The sequence below is a fragment of the Shimazuella sp. NTD247 genome (assembly GCF_059510415.1).
Window position 1 is genome coordinate 643,552 of the sequence record NZ_JCAJZU010000002.1, and the last position, 15,825, is coordinate 659,376.

Consider the following 15,825-nt stretch of genomic DNA (forward strand, 5'->3'; position numbering starts at 1 on the left):
CCCATCCATTGCTTCTTGTTAAAAAGGCTTTAAAAAACTTTTTCCCATCGAATCTCCGTAAAGAATTTGCATGTACTCATCTACTCCATCCAATCCCAATGCTTTTTGATTCCCTATTTCATCTTTGTCATTTTTACTTTTCCAAGGAACCATTTCCCATTCTTGTTCGCGTTTGTTTACTTCACCCAAGTAATTCATCTCTAATTCATCCACTTCTGCTTGTGTTAAGATTGGAGTTCTTGGAAGATACGCGCGGTTTGTAAATGCATACGTTCGTCCGCCTTCATTGTTAATCGCCATTTGCAGGTATCCGAAAAATGGGTCTAACATTTGAAAATCTTGTGATTCTAAACCTAACGTATGCATATGTTCACTTATAAAATCAGCATCTGCTGCATTTGTTAAACGATAACTCAAGATTGTTTCTACATTTCGAAAAATGGATTCAGCAACTGGTTGATTAATATAGTTAGTTATACCAGGTATCCCCATCCATAATGGCATCTTATATCTTTTTGCCTCATGGAAAAAATACTCCAAGTCACCAAATGCTTGATTCAAATAAATACTCGCATCATCCAAAACAAGGGGATGCAAAGGTAAATATTCACCAGCTGTACGTTTCTTTTCTCTGCTTAACATCGCCGCTTGAAACAGTGTGATTACAGAAGAACCCATCCTCGGTCTATCTCCTGCATTCAAACCGGACAGATCAAAGATTTGAAAATACCCCTTATCCAGCGCATCTGTCCAGCGAACTCCATTGGAATAATGATTTAATGTAGTACTCATCCCAGACATATTGATTTCCCGCAAGCGAGTGATCATCGAATTATTAAAAAATTCTTCTTTCCAATTGCTTTCTGTTGGTTCTTGTAAATATCGGTATAAAAATTTTGCAATGGAATTTTCAATTGGATGCTGTCGGTTTAATTGATGAATCACATTCAAACAAAACTGATTATCTTCAATTAATAATTGCAAATTAAAAAGTGTTGCCCGATTGAGTTTTAATAGGGCAAGTGCCCCATATAATAAATGATCAGATACAAATGGAGTCCAATAATCTGTTCCCAAACGACGAAATATTTCTAGTACAATTCGTGCCTTTTGGTGATTTGACTCAGCAAAATCTATATCAAAATAATTAAATGGATATTGACCTCGTTTAAAGCGAATGACTTTTACCAAATGATGCTGCGATTTTGGAATCCGTTCCAATACTTGATTTGCCAATTTCCCTTGAATATCCAGCACAGTAAAACCTAATTTATTGTCATCTGTGCGGGCTTTCATATAATCACAAAGCAAATTTACCAGAGTAGTGGTTTTCCCAGTTTGCGCTGCACCAAACACTGCAAAATGATTTTCTAATGTTTCGATTTGAATTTGATTGGGGCGAACATTTAAATTTTTCTCCATTTTCCCGACTGATACTGTATTTTTACGTTCTTGCTGCTTACGAATATCAATAGGATCAGCAATTCTTCGACCTCCAAGCCAGTCTACTTTGGAGGAAGGCGTATAAACAGGTGCATGAATCATTTTAGAAAGCTCATCCGTCCCCATCACTACTGCATTTTGTTTTTTTCGAAATGGAAATAACTTGTTCTTAAATTCGTAGCGAAACATCGGACGAATCATTCTCCACCATTCCCGCCACTGCAAAGTATTGAGTTCTGTTGATTCTGAGGTGGATAAAATTTGAGCACAAGGCTCCAATATTTGCTTGCTTTCTTCCAATGTATCAGCAAAAGATAGTAATCGAATAACTACCTCAGCTTTGGACTGCTGGGACTTTTGCAAGATAGCTGCATGCAACCGATCTTCTCCGTTTTTCCCGTTCTTTTCTAGTGAATGCAATGCTTTTGTAAAGGAACGAGTGACTTGAAAATCATAAACCGGCCTGATCAGAAATTGACATACAATCCGTTGATTCTTTTTCAACTTACTTAGGTATTCATGCAATGCTTGTTCAAGAGAGGTATCCCATCCAGTTGGCAAACAAAAATTCCTCTCAAACTCCATTTTATAACCATAGTGCGCTCTCTGAAAATTCAATAATTCTGGAGGTTCAGAAGCAATAACTTCCAATGACGGATCAACAACCGCCAATCTCTGGGCTATTTCATAACCGCTTTGAGAATCCGATGCCCAATAATAATATTTTAACTGCTGATTTGTAGCATCTATCTCCCAAGACATCCAAGGTTCTTTCAATTGAAAGGGAAAACGCCGATACCACTTTTTTAAATGCAAATACTCCATAACGCCGTCCCACGCAATTTTTTGTTGCGATATAGGCAGAGCAGTACTTGGGGTACGTTTGATTTGATAGTATTTGCCCTTCGGTCGCAATTGGGGTAAAAAATAGTACCTTTTCACGTTTTCCTCCTTTTGGTACGTTTTTTTATTTTACAAAAACGCTTAATTTACCATTTCGACGTATATATATCATAAAATTATCATTGTTTTGTTACTAGATCAATTACAAGTTATTAGAAAAAGGTATAATTTTACTAATATAGGATTTTTAAGAGATGAAAATCGAGAAAGGGTAGCTATCAAATAGATAACTACCCTGAATTATTCTACTCTTTTTCTTCCTCATCTTTTTTATTATTCGGCTGCCAGTTCGCTAGCATTTTTTCCATGTCAATTCCCGAAACTTGCTTGACCATTTCTGGTGTTTGAGCCATAAGCTTAGTTACGTAATTACTTACTTTCGTAGCTCCATCTGCTCCAGCAGAGTCAATTACAGTAAGCTTATCAATATTTTGCATCGGTAAAGAAATTTGTTTTGCTAACTCCGGAATCATTTTTACAATTAAATCTAATACAGCTGCTTGACCATATTGATTAAAAGCTTCTGCAAGTTTTTGTTTTGCCTCTGCTTCTGCTAATCCTTTTGCCCGAATTACTTCAGCTTCCGCTGTACCTTCCATTTGCTCAACTTCAGCTTTCGCAGTACCTTTCGCTTTTAAAACCTCAGCTTCTGTGATACCTTCGATTTTTTCAATTTCTGCCTTTGCAAAACCTTTTGCCTTCTCCGCTTCTGCTAACGCATGTCCTTTTGCCTTGATAGAAGAAGCTTCAGCCTTTGCTTGTGCTTCTTGTTGAAATCCGTTAGCAATAGCTTCCTGCTCTTTTGCATATCGGTCTGCATCCGCTTTTTTGCGCACCTCTGCATCATACTGCTTTTCTCGACGAAGTATTTCTTTTTCTTCTAACTCAATCTGTTTTTGTTTTCTTACTAGTTCAATCTTCATCTCCTCTTCGACAACTTGCTGTTTATTTTTATTTCCCTGCAAGGAATAGGCTTGGTCTGCTTCTGCCTTTTTCTTATCTTGCTCGATTTTAAATGCAGCTATTTTAAGTTCTTTGTCTTTTTTAAATTCCTCAATATTTGTCTCCGTGATCAATGTTGCTTTTGTTCCTTCTTCACGGGCTTTTGCTGTCTGAATTTCTGTATCTCGAATAGCATTTGCTTCGGCAATATCTGCATCTCTTCTAACCATTGCAATACGAGGGCGACCAAGCGCATCCAAATAACCGTTTTTATCTTTTACATCTTTAATCGTAAAGGAAACAATACTAAGCCCCATTTTTTTCAAATCACGTGCAGCCACAGTCTGAACTTGCTGGGCAAATTTTTCGCGGTTTTTATATACTTCTTCTACAGTCATTGTCCCTAGAATCGCCCGCAGATGACCTTCCAACACTTCGCGAGCTTCGTCATTTAACACTTCATTTGATTTGCCCATAAATTGTTCTGCAGCTGTCGCTACATCATCCAAAGAACCGCCAATTTTTATAATCGCAACCCCATTTACCATTATCGGAACGCCTTGTTCTGTATACACTTCTGGAGTGTGTACTGTTAGTTTATGAGAAAGCATACTCAATTTTTCTGCACGCTGAAAGATCGGAACAATAAATGCGCCGCCGCCACGAATAATTTTTATTTTTCGACCTGATTCATCCGCAAGCACATTTTTACTTCCTAAAATGTTACCGGTTACAATCATTGCCTCATCTGCACCCACTGTTTTGTATCTAGCCCAAAAAGCGATAGAAAAAATAAGAATAACTCCTACTACTATTCCAGCAGTTTGAAAAATTAACAAATATAATCATCCTTCCACTATATCTACATAAATCACTTGGTCTCTCACTTCTCGGACAATGATCTTTGTACCTTCCGAAAGAGGCTTGCCATCCATGCTAGCGGCAATATGGTTTGTATTTCCACCAGCCATAAATATCAATACTTCTCCATACCCATCATGCGGTATGGATATCCAAACTTCCCCTTGCCTGCCGATTAACTCTTGTAAACGATAACCTGTGGAATTTTCAGTTCGTTCCGCAGGTCGAATGACTAAATAATAATAAAAAGCAACCCCAAACAAAGCCACAGAGGCTGCATATAGCAAAACTTGATCCAGATTCATCGATGTCCAATTACTGAAAAGAAAACCTGAACCTCCAAAGATTGTTAATCCTACAAATAAAGATATTGGCTGAAAAAAAGGAACTTGAATTTGCAAAAAATCTCCAAAGAAATCACCAAGAAGGAGACTGAAAATACAAAAAACAATACCAACTACAAAGCAAATCCCAAATAGAATACCGATACTTTTCTCCTTCCTCTCTATAATATCATTATATAAAAAAACAAAATATTTTTCTTGGCATTGAAATATATTGTTATTGATTTGTAACCTTGTGAATAATCAACAAATGACAGCAGATTTGCATAATAATATAAAAACATTTATCATTTATTTAAAGATTTTTCTTCTCATAGCAAAAAAACTCCCTTTCCCTTATTCTCCTTCATAAAACTTTCTCACCGAATCCTCATCATTTTTACTCCTTCTGGACAAAATAACAGCAAAAAGGAATAGCAAAACATTAATTTATTTTATATTTGACAGAAACTTTTATGTCATAAAAGGGATGATGGAAACGAATGATTAAATTTGAAAATGTTTCAAAGCAATATCATAACGGACATATGGTTTTAAAAAATTTAAACCTCCATTGCAAAGAAGGCGAAATCACTGTCTTTATCGGTCCTAGCGGCTGCGGTAAAACGACAACAATGAAGCTGATCAACCGCTTAATTGATCCTACAAAAGGCAAAATACTGGTCAATAATGTCGATATATCCACCATCAGCCCAGTAAAATTAAGAAGAAGTATCGGCTATGTTATTCAGCATGTCGGCTTGTTTCCACATATGACCATTGCTGATAATGTCGCAGTTGTTCCACGCTTATTAGAGTGGGATGAAGAACGCATCCAAAAACGAATTGATGAATTGCTGGATATGGTAAATCTCAAACCCGATACATATCGCAATCGCTATCCATCTGAACTCAGCGGAGGACAACAACAACGTATTGGTGTTATTCGTGCATTTGCTGCTGATCAATCTATTATTTTAATGGATGAACCATTTAGTGCACTTGACCCTATTAGCCGCGAACAATTGCAGGATGAATTGATTTATTTACAAAAAGAAATTAAAAAGACAATTATTTTTGTGACTCATGATATGGATGAAGCACTTCGAATCGCAGATAAAATTGTATTGATGCGAGGCGGAAGAATACTACAAGAAGGAACACCAGAACAAATTTTGCGACGTCCTGCAAATGATTTTGTAAAAAACTTCATCGGAAAAAAACGATTGGCTCAGTTTGAAGCAATTCCAGATTCAGCAGAAGTAATGACAAAAAAACCTGTCACCATCTTACCTACACGCGGCCTTGCAGAATCGGTCAAAATTATGGAACGCAAACAAGTGGATTCGTTGGTCGTTGTGGATACTCATGATCGACTACAAGGATACATTACGATCTACGATGTCCTTCAACAATTCCGAGATGAACAAAAAAGAATAGGTGATATCATGCATCCTTTTGAGCATGTTATCTCCCCAGAAACACCGCTCAACCAAACGATTGAACTCATGGATGAACATAAATTGCCTTATGTACCGGTGGTTAAAAAGGATCAAACATTAATCGGACTTGTCACTAGAGGAAGCATCGTCGGGCACATGTCTGACATTTACTCTACCAATGGAAATGAAGGAGCATAAATGGAATACTTAAAAATTTTTATCACTCGTGGAAATGATTTGTGGAGAGCGATGATCGAACATCTGCTTATCTCTGGGTCTGCTTTGATTTTAGGGATCATCGTCTCGGTTCCATTAGGAATTTACCTTGTAAAAACGAAGAAAACATGGCTGCGATCTGTCGCTTTCACTATCACTAATATTTTCCAAACGATACCGAGCTTGGCATTGTTAGCGATATTAATTCCATTAATCGGTATTGGGAAATTTCCAGCTATTGTTGCATTATTTCTGTATTCACTTCTGCCTATTTTGCGAAATACATATTCAGGCTTTGAGTCGATTGATACAAGTATTATCGAGGCTGCAAAAGGAATGGGATATGACTCCAGACAACGTCTATTTAAAATTGAATTACCGCTTGCAATTCCATACTTAATGTCGGGCATTCGTTTAACTACCATTTACATCATCAGTTGGGCTACACTTGCTACCTTGATTGGTGCAGGAGGGTTAGGAGAATTAATATATGGTGGTCTAAGTGTTTATGATAAGCCTTTAATCTTTGCCTCTGCGATTACAACTATGATCCTCGCAATTGTCATCGACTTTTTGCTTGGAGCACTGGAAAAGTTTTTAACAAAGCAAACTACGAGCCGGGAACAATCAGCTTAATTTCAGCAATTAAAGACAAGGAGGTTAGCTGAAGTGAAAAAAATAAGCATCCCAATCATTAGTCTCATTATTTTCCTCCTGTTGGCCGGATGTTCTACCAAAGAAACGATTACGGTAGGTACGCAAACTTTTACTGAAACGAAAATTCTCGGTTATATGTACAAACACTTAATCGAACAAGAGAACCCCAATCTTAATGTGGATGTGAAGACTGATCTATCTTCCAGTCCCTTTATTGTCAATGCATTAAAGGAAAGAGAAATTCAGCTCGGTACTTTATATACAGGAGAAATATTTAACAACTGGTTTCCTATTCAACAAACAAAGAATAAACAAAAAGTTTTGGATCAGGCACAACGCGGGTTCAGTAAATACTTTCAATTTAAATGGTACAATCCCATCGGCTTTGAAAATACGTATGCATTTACCGTAACTAAAGAAATGGCGGATAAGTATCACTTAAAAAAAATCTCTGATCTCAAATCTGTAGCAAAAACGATGCAACTCGGGGTAGACACCTCATGGATGGAAAGGGATAACGATGGTTATAAGCCATTTGTAAAAACATATGGATTATCCTTTAAAAATGTATTTCCAATGGAGATCAACTTAGTCTACAAAGCGGTTGCCAATAAACAAATGGATATCGTTTTGGCTTATTCTTCTGATGCACGTATTAAGCAATATAATCTTGTAACCCTAGAAGATGACCGCCATTTCTTCCCACCATATGATGCATCAACAGTAGCATTGCAAGAGACACTTAAAAAATATCCAAAAATAAACGATGCTCTTGAAAAATTACAAGGAAAAATTAATATCGATACAATCCGTACCTTAAATGCAAAAGTAGATATCGACATGGAAGAACCAGAGCAAGTTGCGATCGACTATCTGAAACAACAACATTTGATCAAGTGAGTGAGGTGAAATAATTGGACGCATTTATACGGTACATACAACACAACTGGGATAACTTATTACTGATGATCGGACAACATATTGCGATGGTGCTGCTCGGCATTTTACTGGCTTTACTAGTGGGTATTCCACTTGGTATCTGGTCAGCCAAAAGCGAAAAAGCTAGCAAATATATTTTGGCGTTCGCTAATCTTATTCAAGTATTTCCAAGCCTCGCACTACTTGCAGTACTGATGGTGCTGTTTGGAATCGGCTTTAATTCCGTTGTCATTGCCTTATTTTTGTACTCTTTATTACCGATCATCCGAAACACCTATGTAGGCTTAAAAGAAGTCGATCAAAGCATTTTAGAAGCTGGGAAAGGTGTAGGAATGACAAAATTCCAGTTGCTGCGCAAAGTGCAGATTCCACTGTCGCTCTCGTTCATATTTTCTGGAATTCGCTTAGCAGCAGTGATCGCCATCGGGGTAGCAACCCTTGCCCCTTTTATTGGCGGAGAAGGTTTGGGGAAAGAAATATACTCCGGCATTAACTTGCGTGATCCTGTCAAAATCTATACCAGCGCAATCATTACAGCTCTTTTAGCGATATTAGCGGACTATTTGCTGGGACTTGCAGAAAGAAAAACGCGCGTAGAATAATGAAGGCACACCCTTTTGTGAACAAGTTATAATGAGTAGGTAAAACTATTTCACAAAAGGGTGTGCTTCTTTGTCTATTACTTATTCAAGAGATCAAATCATTTCTTTTATTCATGAAACATTGGTCAACCACAATTACTTTATTTATCACACATTAGACTGTGCGATTGACAGCTTTAGTGGATTTATACACCATCACGGTTTTACATTAGCAAAAGTTCCCAACCAATATGATGTTATTGCCTATGGTTACGTTGATCAAGCAACAAACAAAGCCTTTAATGATGAAGGTGGGGAAACTACGCTCACAGAACTTTTAGTACCGTATGATTTTTATCAAATTAAAAAGTTAGAACGAAGCCGCATACAGTATTTGTTAACCGAGGTACTAAATGAATACAATGATTATATCAGCTATGGTTTTTTTGATAATTTTGTAGAGCTACAAAACATAATCGAACCATGGAATTATAAAATCGTGAGCATTTTAAAAGCGGATGAAGATGATGAAGAAGACGAAATCGAAGAATTTGGCTATTTGGATGAACAAACCAACAAAGTATACGATGTGAATGGGATAGAAGCAAAATTAGCTGACTAAAATGCAGTAAATCAACAATAATTAATTTTTTGCGGTTTGGACAACCTGCGAACCTCTTAAAAAAACCGAAATAAAGAAATTAACATATGAACTTATTCCATTCAATGATAAACATCAACCAAATACATATAATTTTCTGGTATTATATATAAAACACTTATCAAAAATTAGCTTTCCACCACGATGAGAGGTTGATATTAAATGGCTACTTTTGTACTTATTCATGGCGCTTGGCACACTGGAGCTTGTTGGAATGATGTTGTTTCCTTATTAGAAGAACAAGGGCACAAAGCCTATACCCCTACTGTTGGCGGAAATGAAGAAGGCGGAGATAAGTACGTTGATATCAAACAAGCCTATCAACCGATAATTGACTTGATTGTAGAAAAAGATTTGCATGATATTATATTGCTTGGACACAGCCTTGGCGGTGCTGCTGTACAATATATTGCCCAAACGCTACCAGAGCGGATTCGCCGCTTGATTTTTATGGGAGCTATTTTAGTAGAAGATGGACAGTCCATTGTAGAAGGAATGCTCGCACATGTCCTAGCGGAGGGACAAGATCCAAAACTCGCTTTTGGTGATAGTGAAATGGGACAACCTTTTCTCCTGCCATTTGAAAGTTTTCGAGAAATTTTCATTAATGATGGCGATTTAGCAACTGCAAAAGCAGCTTATGAAACGTTAACTACCAACCCAGGAACATTTATCCTTGAGAAGCTGGATCTAAAGCAATTTTATGCGCTTGATACGCCTCGTTCCTTTTTACAAGGAACCATTGATACAGCTTTCAACCAAAACTTCTACCAGAAAATGCGGAAAAATTTAGGGGTACACCGCTACATACAGTATGAAGGCAGCCACGAAATCATGTTTACCAACCCAAAAGAAATCGCCCAAAAAATCATTGTGGCAGGTCAAGATTAATCCATATATATAAAGCGCTCTTCACACAAGAGCGTTTTTACTATTTAATTCCAAGGTTAAAAGATATCTACTTGATTTCCAGTTTCTATTATTCATTCGCACAGTAATTATCTTTTTTCGGGTCCATAGGAGTCACTCCGCCCGGATAGAAATCGGCTGTATTTTCTTGGGTTGCTGCTTGGTACGCTTCTGCTGTCCCATAAAAGAAACGATACAATCCTGGATATTCGATAAGTTTATCATTGTATTCTGCCTCACTTGTTGTCACTCCACCGAAAATATATTTTACTCCCTTTGGCGGATTCCAATATTGATCTTGATCCTGATCTGGGATTTCCTTTCTGTATCCGTTTTTATCAATGGTATAAAATTCAAGAGATCCACCGGAATCCACCTTCGTACAAGTTTCATAATGGCCAGTGGAGGAAATCGGTACAATAGCATAATCCTCTTCCATGACTAGAGGTTTCCTTTTTGGGATATCACCAATGACATAAACCCAGCCTGTATATGATTCTGGAATGAGAAATCGCAAATTTATGTCTTTTTCATCTGCGAAAAATGAACGCAAACTCAAAATAATAAAAGTGAGAATAACCATCGTAAAGGAAAGCAAGACAGGCCTCTTAGTTAATCTTTTCATAAACAGATATAACCCCATTCCACTCTGTTCAACAACGTTTTTATCCATTGTTTGCATCTTTATTTTAAATTGATGACCGTCTAGCTTTCAGCCAGACGGTCAAACACAAATCGATTAAGATGTCACCTCATGTGTAGAGATAACTGCTTCAGCCATTGCTTTAGCCGCATCCATATTTTGCGGCAGCACATGAGACTGCATTAGTTCCTGCATTTTAGGCACAGAAATATACATTGGGATCAGGTATCGTCGGAAAGGATTCACTGACATATATGTTTTCTTGTCATGAAATCCTTCAATATCAAAAAGCTTCGCATTTTTTGGTACCTGTACCATGACATGTACCATTGCAGAACGTACAAACTGATCCCATTCCCGTACATTTCGCCACATCCACTGCTCTGGAAATCTACCAAGATAAGATGCATTGATCCAACATACTGGCATCCAGCCTTTGATGATATAGAATGCTAGAGCAAGTGCATAGCATTGTCCATTCATATAGGCAATTTTTGCTTGTTCGTCTAGATGCCCTTCTCTGATTTCCAGGCACTTTTTTTCTCGTGTTTTCGGCTCAAATGCCCACACATTCCACATCACGCCTCCAAGGTGGAAAGCAATCGATAAATCTATGATAACATTTAATTTAAAAATAAATACATAGAAAAGAGTGTGAATAATGGATCTCGGCTTAACAAGGATACAAAACCAATATGTATATGGAAAGAAATTTGATCATGCAGAAGATGTAGTGAAATGGATGGGTGCAATACAGGCTCAAGACTACAATCAAGCATTGTGGGCGATAGGTCAACGGATGGAATCTGCTACTATTCTGGACGTTGAACAAGCCATTAAAGCGAAGAAAATCTTACGAACTTGGCCTATGCGTGGAACCATACATTTTGTACCAGCCATTGATGCCAAATGGATGCTTGCATTATCAAAAGAAAGAATGTTAGCACAAAGCCGTCGAAGAAGAGAAAACCTAGCGTTGACTGATGAAGTAATCACGAAATCCATTACCTTATTCTCTAATGCATTACAAGGAAACAAAAGATACACTCGTCTTCAATTGATGGATTTATTAGAAAAATCAGGAATTGAAACCAAAAATCAACGCGGCTATCATATTTTGTGGTATATATCCCAAATTGGCTTGATCTGCCATGGACCACTCCAAGATAAACAACAAACCTTTGTACTATTAGATGAATGGGTTCCCAATGCTAAAAAATTATCGAGAAGTGAAGCGCTTAGCGAACTAGCCAAACGTTATATCACTAGCCACGGACCAGCAACCGTGCATGATTTTGCTTGGTGGGGCGGTTTAACAGTGAAAGATGCTAAACTAGGTATTGAGCTGAGCAAAACAGAATTTTACTCACAAAAAATAAATGAAAAAGAGTATTGGATGCATAATACTGCTCCAAAACATGTGAATTTCATTGGAAATACTGTACATCTGCTTGCCGGATTCGATGAGTACTTACTCGGTTATAAGGATCGAAGTGCGGTCTTAACAGCAGAATACGCTCCTCAGGTCGTGCCGGGAAATAATGGCATTTTCTTACCTACACTTGTTGTTGGTGGACAAGTGATTGGGACGTGGACACGAAAACAAAAGAAGAATTCATTGGATATAACGGTTCGCCCATTTAAAAATGTAGAAGAAGTGAAGGAATTGATTGTTTTTGAGGCAAAAAAATACTGTAATTTCATCGGCAAGCCATTAGGAATGAATACTATTGAAGTAGTTCATTGAGGAAACTAACCATCACCTGCGGAGAATACGGGACCAAGCACAGATATTGTTTTGTCAAAATAAGTGTTGCACCAGTACTTTCAAAAGTACTGGTGCTTAGTTGCCAATGATTCAAACTACAATCGATCGAAACTTATCGCGACTATCTTTCCTTTTCGCTTCAAGTTTTTCTATTTGGCTGTCAATTCCTCGAATTTCCTCGTCATGTTTGCGCTTTTTCTTTTCAAGAAAATGAATCGCTTTCACCAATTCATCTTTTCCATTCATGAATGCTGATTCGGTCACATGTTCTTTTATCCACTGCGTTCCAACATGTTTACTCACATCGTCAATAAATCCTTTATACGCATATGTGATCAAACCGCAGTCCAGTTTTGCAAATGCGTTTTTGATACACATATTCATGTGTTCCTGAGCGGATCGATCAGCCATATCGACTCCTTGTAGTTCCCAGTCAACGGAATTGCTATATTCATTGAGTATCATTGCTTCCATTGCCATGAGACTGTGTTTATTTCATCATATATCATCCTATTTGCACTGAATAGTTAAAGACAGAAAATAAATTAAAAACAATCCTCTCTTTCTGTGATTGGAACAGCGAGGAGCATTTGCTATTTTATTCCCTTTCACGAAATGCCTCTTTCAATATTCAAAATAATAATTCCCTACAATCCGTTCTCACCACAATCAATTTCAGAAGATACGGATTCGTTTTTTTATATTTATAAAATCACATGTATATCGAGTCATTCTAACACAATGTAACTATGAAAATTTTATCATAAAAAAGATTTTTTTATATTATAAAATCACATCGCATCATCCTTATAAAATCCATAATCCCTTATTTATAAAAAATCTACCTTCTAACATCCTATCATCCAGAAAAAACCGCAACAGTTTTTTGGTAAAATTATCTATGTATATTTATTATTATTGACAAAATCGTGTCATACGATAATAATTATATACAAATATTTTTAAATATAAATTTTAAAAATTTTTGGGAGGTTATTTAGTGAAAATTACTGTTCAAGGAGAGCGATGGTTCCCACCAGAAAATTCTTTTTTTGAAGAAAAAAAAGAATTATGGGGAGATTGGTATTGCGACTCAGAAGTGGGACACCTTCGCTCTGTTTTACTTAGACGACCTGGGAAAGAAATTGAGATTGTAACAGATGAAAACTACCAAGATTTTCGCTGGAAAGCTTCTATGAACCCAGAGAATGCACGAAGTGAACAAGATACTTTAGCCCAAATATATATAGATAATGGCATTGAAGTAAATTATGTGGAAGACATGCGAAATGATCGACCAAATGCACTATATATGCGCGATTTGGTTATTATGACGCCAGAAGGTGCAATTGTCTGCCGCCCTGGAATCGAAGCCCGACGAGGGGAAGAACGATATGCTGCCGGGGCATTGGGACAACTAGGTGTCCCCATAATTAAAACAATAAACGGCGATGGCATTTTTGATGGAGCTTGCTTGATGTGGGTTGATCGCCATACAGTCATCATCGGGACAGGAGCTCGTGCGAATGAGTCTGGAGCAGCGCAAGTAGAGTACGAGTTAAGAAACATTGGTGTAACCGATTTCATTCACTTCCCGATTCCTTATGGTCATGCACATATCGATGGACTATTAAATATTGCAGATAGACGGACCGCTGTTTTATTTCCTTGGCAAGTTCCCTATGATGTAGTGAAAGCATTATTAGATCGTGACTTTACAATTGTGGAAGCTACCAATGTAGAAGAAGTAAAGTCGAATTTTTCCGTAAATTTTGTAGCTTTAGAGCCCGGCAAAATAGTTATGCCCTCTGGCAGCCCAGAAACCAAAGCAAAAATGGAGGATGCCGGAATACAAGTAATTGAAGTGAACATGAATGAGATTATGAAAGGCTGGGGAGCCATTCATTGCATGACAGCCCCATTGAAACGAGATTCCATATTCAACAAAGAATAGAGAGGATAAACAAAATGAAAAAATACCTAGGCCTTCTTTTTACCCTTCTTCTTGTTTTACTTACAGCTTGTAGCGGAGGAAATAGCGGCAGTTCCAATGAAGCCTCGACGATTGATAATGTAGTGAAGAAAAAGACATTAGTTATCGGTACTGCGCCTGGATACTTACCCTTTGATATGAAAGACAAAAAAGGCAATTATGTTGGTTATGATATGGACTTAGCCAGAGCAATTGGGAAAGCACTAAATGTAAAAGTGGAATTTAAACAATATGAATTTAGCGGTTTGATTCCAGCATTACAAACAGGCGATATCGATATGATTCTTGCTGGTATGACCATACGTGGAGACCGTGCGTTGACTGTTAGTTTTTCCAATCCTTACTACGCAACTGGACAAGCGTTAATGGTACCAACAAGTGACTCTACCACAACAAACTATCAACAGCTAGATCAAGCAGGAAAAACCATTGCTGTTTCCCAAGGAACTACAGGTGCGCTATTAGCAAAACAAATTTTCAAAAAAGCAAAAGTAGTAGACTATCCTGATTTTCCTTCTGCTGGAATGGCAATGACACAAGGGCAAGCAGACGGCATTATTTATGATGAACCCGCAATCAAAATGTTTATTAACATGAATACTAATAAAGTAAAACAAGCAAGTGGTTTAATTTCCTCCGAAAATCTAGGAATTGCTGTTAAACTAAACGATTTAAAAACTGTTCAATGGTTAAATTCTTTCCTCGAATCCTATCGAAACAGTCCAGATGATCTGGCGTCCAAAAACAAATGGTTTAAATCTACCGACTGGATGAATCAAGTAGAGAAAAAGAAATAGTACCACATTCATTATGAGTGGGAAGAGTCTATCCATCCTCTTCCTACTCTATGAATCAACCTAGATTAGGAGGATTTATCGTTATGGATTATAGTTTGGATTGGAGCGTCATCCCTCAAAATATAGATGCAATATTAGAGGGACTTTGGCTAACACTTCAAATCTCAGCCCTAGCGCTGTTGATTAGTATACCTATCGGCATCCTTGCTGGCTTACTGCGTATATCCCGGAATCATTTCATTTCTTTTTTCGCTACTACTTATATTGAATTTATTCGTGGAGTGCCCCTTTTGGTCTTACTACTTTGGATTTATTTTGTACTCAATCAGTTTTTGCATTTAGGCGCCTATTGGTCTGCTGTCATCGGCCTCGCTTTCTTTTCTGGTTCATTTATTGCTGAAATTGTTCGTGCTGGGATCGAATCTGTTCCACGCGGACAAATGGAAGCAGCCAGATCATCAGGAATGAACTATATAACCGCAATGAGACTGATCATTCTTCCACAAGCTTTCCGTAAAGTCTTACCACCTATGGCTTCACAGTTTATCATTTTGATTAAAGATTCCTCCTTGGTTTCCGTCATATCGGTAGCTGATTTAACCTTAGCCGGAAAAAATATTGTTGGTACCACCTTCCGTTCTTTGGAAGTCTGGACATTTATCGCTCTGCTCTATTTTGTTATAACATTTATCATTTCCCAAGTGATTCGATTTTTAGAGAAAAAATACAAAGTAGCGGAGTGAACTG

16 protein-coding genes are annotated in these 15,825 nt (G+C 37.5%); 10 read left to right on the forward strand and 6 right to left on the reverse strand.

Annotation, left to right across the window (positions count from 1 at the left end):
* Positions 1 to 18: 18 nt before the first annotated feature.
* The 3 genes from AC5WOC_RS07895 to AC5WOC_RS07905 form a co-directional block, all read right to left on the reverse strand.
* Positions 19 to 2,385, reverse strand: a complete 2,367-nt coding sequence (locus tag AC5WOC_RS07895) for an ATP-binding protein (protein ID WP_496054850.1) — start codon at positions 2,383 to 2,385, stop codon at positions 19 to 21.
* Positions 2,386 to 2,591: 206 nt separating this feature from the next.
* On the reverse strand, positions 2,592 to 4,127 hold the full coding sequence (locus tag AC5WOC_RS07900) for a flotillin family protein (RefSeq protein ID WP_496054851.1): 1,536 nt from the start codon (positions 4,125 to 4,127) through the stop codon (positions 2,592 to 2,594).
* A 6-nt stretch (positions 4,128 to 4,133) separates the two neighbouring features.
* The gene (locus AC5WOC_RS07905; RefSeq protein ID WP_496054962.1) at positions 4,134 to 4,718 is read right to left on the reverse strand and encodes an NfeD family membrane protein; all 585 of its coding nucleotides are present in this window, start codon (positions 4,716 to 4,718) and stop codon (positions 4,134 to 4,136) included.
* 257 nt (positions 4,719 to 4,975) lie between these two features.
* On the opposite strand from AC5WOC_RS07905, the gene AC5WOC_RS07910 reads away from it, so the two are divergent.
* The 6 genes from AC5WOC_RS07910 to AC5WOC_RS07935 all read left to right on the forward strand — a co-directional run bounded on the left by AC5WOC_RS07910 (position 4,976) and on the right by AC5WOC_RS07935 (position 9,859).
* Positions 4,976 to 6,112, forward strand: coding sequence for an ABC transporter ATP-binding protein (locus AC5WOC_RS07910; RefSeq protein WP_496054852.1), 1,137 nt, complete (start codon positions 4,976 to 4,978; stop codon positions 6,110 to 6,112).
* Positions 6,113 to 6,766 carry an ABC transporter permease gene (locus tag AC5WOC_RS07915; RefSeq protein ID WP_496054853.1) on the forward strand — a complete coding sequence of 218 codons (654 nt, stop codon included), beginning with the start codon at positions 6,113 to 6,115 and terminating at the stop codon, positions 6,764 to 6,766.
* Positions 6,767 to 6,799: 33 nt separating this feature from the next.
* Positions 6,800 to 7,687 (forward strand): glycine betaine ABC transporter substrate-binding protein, encoded by an 888-nt coding sequence (locus tag AC5WOC_RS07920; protein ID WP_496054854.1) that lies wholly within the window; start codon positions 6,800 to 6,802, stop codon positions 7,685 to 7,687.
* A 14-nt stretch (positions 7,688 to 7,701) separates the two neighbouring features.
* Positions 7,702 to 8,328, forward strand: coding sequence for an ABC transporter permease (locus AC5WOC_RS07925; protein WP_496054855.1), 627 nt, complete (start codon positions 7,702 to 7,704; stop codon positions 8,326 to 8,328).
* A gap of 70 nt (positions 8,329 to 8,398) precedes the next feature.
* On the forward strand, positions 8,399 to 8,929 hold the full coding sequence (locus AC5WOC_RS07930; RefSeq protein ID WP_496054856.1) for a hypothetical protein: 531 nt from the start codon (positions 8,399 to 8,401) through the stop codon (positions 8,927 to 8,929).
* 201 nt (positions 8,930 to 9,130) lie between these two features.
* Complete coding sequence (locus AC5WOC_RS07935; protein WP_496054857.1) at positions 9,131 to 9,859, forward strand: alpha/beta fold hydrolase; 729 nt, start codon at positions 9,131 to 9,133, stop codon at positions 9,857 to 9,859.
* An 88-nt stretch (positions 9,860 to 9,947) separates the two neighbouring features.
* Here AC5WOC_RS07935 and AC5WOC_RS07940 read toward each other — a convergent pair whose 3' ends face one another.
* Together AC5WOC_RS07940 and AC5WOC_RS07945 are read right to left on the reverse strand one after the other, a co-directional pair.
* Positions 9,948 to 10,550 (reverse strand): DUF6843 domain-containing protein, encoded by a 603-nt coding sequence (locus AC5WOC_RS07940; protein ID WP_496054858.1) that lies wholly within the window; start codon positions 10,548 to 10,550, stop codon positions 9,948 to 9,950.
* A gap of 66 nt (positions 10,551 to 10,616) precedes the next feature.
* Complete coding sequence (locus AC5WOC_RS07945; RefSeq protein WP_496054859.1) at positions 10,617 to 11,099, reverse strand: hypothetical protein; 483 nt, start codon at positions 11,097 to 11,099, stop codon at positions 10,617 to 10,619.
* A gap of 82 nt (positions 11,100 to 11,181) precedes the next feature.
* Between AC5WOC_RS07945 and AC5WOC_RS07950 the strand changes: the two genes are divergently transcribed.
* Positions 11,182 to 12,267: a winged helix DNA-binding domain-containing protein gene (locus AC5WOC_RS07950; RefSeq protein ID WP_496054860.1), complete on the forward strand. Its 1,086-nt coding sequence runs from the start codon at positions 11,182 to 11,184 to the stop codon at positions 12,265 to 12,267.
* Between the two features lie 111 nt (positions 12,268 to 12,378).
* Here the strand turns inward: AC5WOC_RS07950 and AC5WOC_RS07955 are convergent, their stop codons facing one another.
* On the reverse strand, positions 12,379 to 12,699 hold the full coding sequence (locus tag AC5WOC_RS07955; RefSeq protein WP_496054861.1) for a hypothetical protein: 321 nt from the start codon (positions 12,697 to 12,699) through the stop codon (positions 12,379 to 12,381).
* A gap of 589 nt (positions 12,700 to 13,288) precedes the next feature.
* Between AC5WOC_RS07955 and AC5WOC_RS07960 the strand changes: the two genes are divergently transcribed.
* The 3 genes from AC5WOC_RS07960 to AC5WOC_RS07970 all read left to right on the forward strand — a co-directional run bounded on the left by AC5WOC_RS07960 (position 13,289) and on the right by AC5WOC_RS07970 (position 15,821).
* Positions 13,289 to 14,242 (forward strand): dimethylarginine dimethylaminohydrolase family protein, encoded by a 954-nt coding sequence (locus AC5WOC_RS07960; protein WP_496054862.1) that lies wholly within the window; start codon positions 13,289 to 13,291, stop codon positions 14,240 to 14,242.
* A 14-nt stretch (positions 14,243 to 14,256) separates the two neighbouring features.
* Positions 14,257 to 15,078 (forward strand): transporter substrate-binding domain-containing protein, encoded by an 822-nt coding sequence (locus AC5WOC_RS07965; RefSeq protein WP_496054863.1) that lies wholly within the window; start codon positions 14,257 to 14,259, stop codon positions 15,076 to 15,078.
* A gap of 83 nt (positions 15,079 to 15,161) precedes the next feature.
* Positions 15,162 to 15,821: an amino acid ABC transporter permease gene (locus AC5WOC_RS07970; RefSeq protein ID WP_496054864.1), complete on the forward strand. Its 660-nt coding sequence runs from the start codon at positions 15,162 to 15,164 to the stop codon at positions 15,819 to 15,821.
* Positions 15,822 to 15,825: the final 4 nt, after the last annotated feature.